This window comes from Kitasatospora sp. NPDC056327 (assembly GCF_042261735.1).
Classification (GTDB): domain Bacteria; phylum Actinomycetota; class Actinomycetes; order Streptomycetales; family Streptomycetaceae; genus Kitasatospora.
In genome coordinates, this window is sequence record NZ_JBHJRC010000444.1 from 1 (window position 1) to 4,639 (window position 4,639).

At 75.7% G+C, this 4,639-nt stretch carries 5 protein-coding genes; 2 read left to right on the top strand and 3 right to left on the bottom strand.

Annotated elements, in window-relative coordinates; translation table 11 throughout:
* Window positions 1–547 precede the first annotated feature (547 nt).
* From ACFCX4_RS34870 to ACFCX4_RS34880, 3 genes are all read right to left on the bottom strand, one after another.
* Window positions 548–673, bottom strand: coding sequence for a hypothetical protein (locus ACFCX4_RS34870; protein ID WP_376151261.1), 126 nt, complete (start codon window positions 671–673; stop codon window positions 548–550).
* 235 nt (window positions 674–908) lie between these two features.
* A complete protein-coding gene (locus tag ACFCX4_RS34875; protein ID WP_376151263.1) occupies window positions 909–1,886 on the bottom strand; it encodes a LysR family transcriptional regulator in 978 nt (325 codons plus the stop codon).
* Window positions 1,887–2,054: 168 nt separating this feature from the next.
* The gene (locus ACFCX4_RS34880) at window positions 2,055–2,258 is read right to left on the bottom strand and encodes a cold-shock protein (RefSeq protein WP_045694210.1); all 204 of its coding nucleotides are present in this window, start codon (window positions 2,256–2,258) and stop codon (window positions 2,055–2,057) included.
* A 419-nt stretch (window positions 2,259–2,677) separates the two neighbouring features.
* Between ACFCX4_RS34880 and ACFCX4_RS34885 the strand changes: the two genes are divergently transcribed.
* Together ACFCX4_RS34885 and ACFCX4_RS34890 are read left to right on the top strand one after the other, a co-directional pair.
* Window positions 2,678–2,905, top strand: a complete 228-nt coding sequence (locus ACFCX4_RS34885) for a hypothetical protein (protein WP_376151266.1) — start codon at window positions 2,678–2,680, stop codon at window positions 2,903–2,905.
* A 249-nt stretch (window positions 2,906–3,154) separates the two neighbouring features.
* Window positions 3,155–4,195, top strand: coding sequence for an HNH endonuclease (locus ACFCX4_RS34890; protein WP_376151268.1), 1,041 nt, complete (start codon window positions 3,155–3,157; stop codon window positions 4,193–4,195).
* Window positions 4,196–4,639: the final 444 nt, after the last annotated feature.

Here is a 4,639-nt window from a genome sequence, read left to right on the forward strand (position 1 = left end):
GTCCGCGCCCCGGCCCGGCCGGTGCCGTCACGGGGGCCGGTGCGCCGATCGGCCCGGCGGTCGATCCGACGGTCGGTCATCCGCCCACGGTAGGCGCCGGGGCCGGGGCGGGTGGGGGCGTGCTGCGCCGAATGGCGGCGCGGCCGCCGGGCCGGGGCGAGCGGCTCGGAGCCGCTGCCCCGGACCCGCCGCGGTGACCGGCCGGGGCGAACGGCTCAGGTGACGGGTTCGGGGGCCGGGCCGGGGCCGGGGAGCGGTCCCGGCCGGGGGTACGGGTCCGGGCCCGGCGCGGGGGGCGGCGGCGGGTCGGGCTCCGGTGGCAGGGGGCCGGGCGGGACCGGGTCCGGGCCGCCGGGGGCGGGCACCGGTCCCGGCAGCGGGCCCGGACCGGGCGCCGGCCCCGGTCCGGGGGCCGGGGTGGGACACGGCGGTACGGGGTCGTTCGGGGGTGTTCCCACGGTCGGTCGCTCCTCTCGCTGTCCTGTTCCCTCCCGGGCGCGGCTACCCCGTGGACGGCGTCCGACACCCGCCGTCGAGCCGCCCGGCCCTACCGGTCGCCCCGCAGGGCCGTCCGGTGGAGGTCCGCGAGCATGGCGGCGACGGCGACCGGGGCGGTGCGGGTGCGGCGCTCGGCCCGGCGCCAGTCACCGTCCGGGTTCACCTCCAGGAACACGGGGCCTCGCCGGCGGTGCCGAGGAGGAGGGCGGACGCGCCGTAGTGCGGCGACATCGCCGCGGCCAGGGTGCGGACCGCCCGCTGCGCCGGGCCCGTGGCGTCCTCCGGGGCGGAGGCGCCGGCGCGGCTGCGCGGGACGGCCACCGCGGCCGGCCCGGAGTTCGCCCCGCTCCGCACCGGGGAGGACGCCCGCTACGAGCCGCTGCTCGGCGGCCGACGTCCGGCCGCTCCCGTCATGGTGCGGCGGGAGCGACGGGCGCGGTCGGGGCGGCGGTTCTCGGGGTGGGTGCGCCCGGGCCGGCCGGCGTGGTCGGGGCGGCGTCGGCCAGGGCGTCCAGGACCGGGCGGATGAGCGGGTGCCCGTCGGCGCCGGCGCGGACGGCGGCGAAGACCCGGCGGGTGGCGAGGGCACTGTCGACGGGGCGCACCGCGACCCGGGCCAGGTCGACGCCGAGCAGCGCCGAGCGCGGCACCAGCGCCACACCGGCGCCGGCCGAGGCGAGCGCGACGACCGCGCGGAAGTCGTCGGAGGAGTGCACCAGGCGCGGCTGGAAGCCGGCGTACTCGCAGGCGAGCAGCACGACGTCGTGGCACGGGTTGCCGGGGTAGGGGCCGATCCACGGTTCGGCGGCCAGGTCGGCCACCGCGATCGGGCCCTCGCCGGCCGCCAGCGGGTGGGCGGTCGGCAGCACCGCCTCGAAGGGCTCCGCGTAGAGGGGGACGCGGGTGAGGCGGGCGTCGTCGGCGCGCGGGGCGCCGCGGTACTCGACGGCCACGGCGAGGTCGGCGCGGCCGTCCAGGACCATCGGCAGACTGGCGTCGCCCTCGGCGTCGAGCACCCTGAGCCGGACACCGGGGGCCCGGATGGCGAGGGTGCCGATCGCGGGGGCGAGGACGAGGGAGATGCCGGTGGCGAAGGACGCCACGGTGACCTCGCCGGAGACGCCCGCGCTGTACGCGGCGAGGTCGGCCTCGGCGCGTTCGAGCTGGGCGAGGACGGCGTCGGCGTGACCGAGCAGGATCTCGCCGGCGGCGGTGAGCCGCACGCCCCGGCCCTCGCGGGCCAGCAGGTGGTGGCCGGTCTCCTGCTCCAGGGCGGCCAGCTGCTGCGACACGGCGGAGGGGGTGAGGTAGAGCGCGGCCGCCGCGGCGGTCACCGTCCGGTGGTCCGCCACCGCTCGCAGGGTCCGCAGCCGTCTCGCGTCGATCACACCCCAATTCTGCCAGCGCCCGTGGGGCTCCCGGGGCGGGGGTGACGCAACGGTGCACGGTCGGACGTCCGTCCGGCACCCGCGGTGCCGGCACGCCGAGGGGCCCGCACCGGACGTCGAGTCGCGGTGCGGGCCCCTGGCCGCCGGGCGGATGCCCGGCCGGAGGAACTACAGCGGGCGAATGTTCTCCGCCTGCGGGCCCTTCTGGCCCTGCGTGACGTCGAACTCGACCTTCTGGCCCTCAAGCAGCTCGCGGAAGCCGTTGGCGTTGATGTTCGAGTAGTGGGCGAAGACGTCCGGGCCGCCACCCTCCTGCTCGATGAAGCCGAAGCCCTTCTCCGAGTTGAACCACTTCACGGTGCCGTTAGCCATTTGAATCTCCTTCATGGGCTGTCCGGAGCCCGCGGGACCGCGGGCTCCGAGTCGCCGCGATGAGCACCCACCCGGAAACCGGGAAAGAAAAAATGCGCCTGCGAAACATCAGCAGGCGCACACAAAGTCATGGGAACCACTACTGCAACCACGAACACTCTACCAGGCCCGGGCCCGCACCGGGTGAACATTTTTCCCGGCGTCCCGGCGGAGCCGCCACCGGGGCCACCGCACCCCCCGGAACCGGGACCGACGCCACGACCTGCGAGGACTCCCCCGTGCGGGCCGCTCCACGGGCGGCGGCCCGCCCCGGGCGCCGGGCGGGGGGCACCGGGCCGGCCACGCCGATTCCGGCTTCCCGGATTTCAAACGTCCAGAACGGTTCCACTGTCGCTCCTTCCGGCGCATACTGGCCGGAAATGACGAAATACGCAGCAGCCCGCCGCCCCCTGCCCACCAGCCCCTTCCAGGCGCGGCCCGAGGCGCCGCCCAAGCACTTCGAGCTCGGCGACCGCGTCACCCACGACAGGCACGGCCTCGGCCGCGTCATCGCCGTCGAGGAGACCCCCGACGCCGCGGTCGTCGTCGATTTCGGATCCCACCAGCGCCGCATCAATCCCCCGTACGCCGCCATGTACAAACTCTGACCCGCCGGCACCCGTGCCGCCCACGACCCCCGGCCACTGCGCCCGGCCGGGAAGCCTCCCGGGCCTCCGGGCCCGCACCCGCTCCACCCGCCCGGCCGCCGGGCGTTCCCGTCCCCGGACGGCCGGACGTCCCGTGCGGCTCCCCCGTCGGCCCCGCCCGGGGCGCGGAAGCGTTCAGGTCGGATGATGCGATCGAAGCCCCCGGCTTCAGTCACATGATCCGACCTGAATACCTCCTAGCATGCGTGCATGCACAAGGGGATCCTCAGCCCGGCCTCCGTCGTCAGGGCCATCGAAGAGTGCGACCGGACCGGCGCCCCGGCCTTCCGGGAGGCCTACGGCTACGGCAGCGCGCTCGACTACGTCCTGGAGTACCGCGGCCGGACGTACGACTCCAAGGCGATCGCCGGAGTCGCCCACCGCTACGAGTACGGGCGTCCGCTCGCCCACGACGAGTTCAGCGGCGGCAGGACCGGGGCCGCCGCCTGGCTCCGGCGGATCGGGTTCGTCGTCAAGCAGATGCGCAACCCGTCGTGGACGGTGGACGAGACCGTGCTCGCCTGTGCCCTGGTGGTCGGGAACGGCTGGGAGGCACCGGCCCCCGCAGACCCCCGCGTCCTGGAGCTCTCCGCGTTCCTCCAGCGGATGACGGCCGGCGACGAGACCCGCGGCGGCCCCTTCCAGAACCCCGACGGGGTGGCCCGGAAAGCCGTTGAGCTCGTGGCCGCCCGACCGGGCGCGGCCGGGAACGGGGGGCCGGACGGGACCGCGACGACCGAGGAGACCGTCGCACGCGCGTTCACCGACCGGCCGGCCGAGATGCTGGAGGCCGCCCGGGGCATCCGGGCGCTGGTCGGGAGCACGGACTTCGTGCCGGCCCGGGAGACCGAGGGCGAGCCGGAGGAGTTCGAGGCACCCGAGGGCAGGCTCCTGCTACGGCAGCATCTCCGCAGGGAACGCGACTCCCGGCTCAGGGGCAGGAAGATCGAGTCGGTCCTGGCCCGCGGCGGCAGCCTGGCCTGCGAGGTGTGCGGTTTCGACTTCGAGCAGGTCTACGGGGAACGCGGCGCGGGCTACGTGGAGTGCCACCACATCGTGCCGCTCCACGTGGCCGGGGAGAGCACGACGAGGCTCGCCGACCTCGCCCTGATCTGCTCCAACTGCCACCGCATGATCCATCGCCGCGCCCCGTGGCCCACCCCCCGGGAGCTGCGCGCCACCCTGGCGGCTTCCACCCGCATCCCGCCGCAGGCAGCCGGTCCCGCCCCCGCGGACCGGCCGACACCGTAGCGGCGGGCCCGGCACGATCGCCCGGTCGAAGTACTCCGCTCCTTGCCGTGCACTTTGCAAAGTCACCACTTTGCAAAGTGCACGAGCCCGGAGGCCTTTTCCCCCAAGGGATTTTCGCCCTCGCGGCCCCTTTCATCCGTACTTTGCAAAGTACGGACTTTGCAAAGTTCTCGAAAGGGCCACGCCCCGAGGCCCGCGAACGGGCGCAGAGGGCGCGGGGCCCGGGGTGCGGGGCACGGAAGGACACGGCGCACCCCCGTACGGGCGGACGCCGGGAAACGGGATCAGGCCACGGGACAGGGGACACGGGAGGCGGAGGACGGCCACGGGACACGGGACACCGGGCGGAAACCGCGACGGGAGTGGGAAGTCGGACGGGCCGACTTCCCACACCCCGCACGGGAGGGGGGGGGAGGTGGGTGTTGTGGCGGGCGGCGGGGGCGG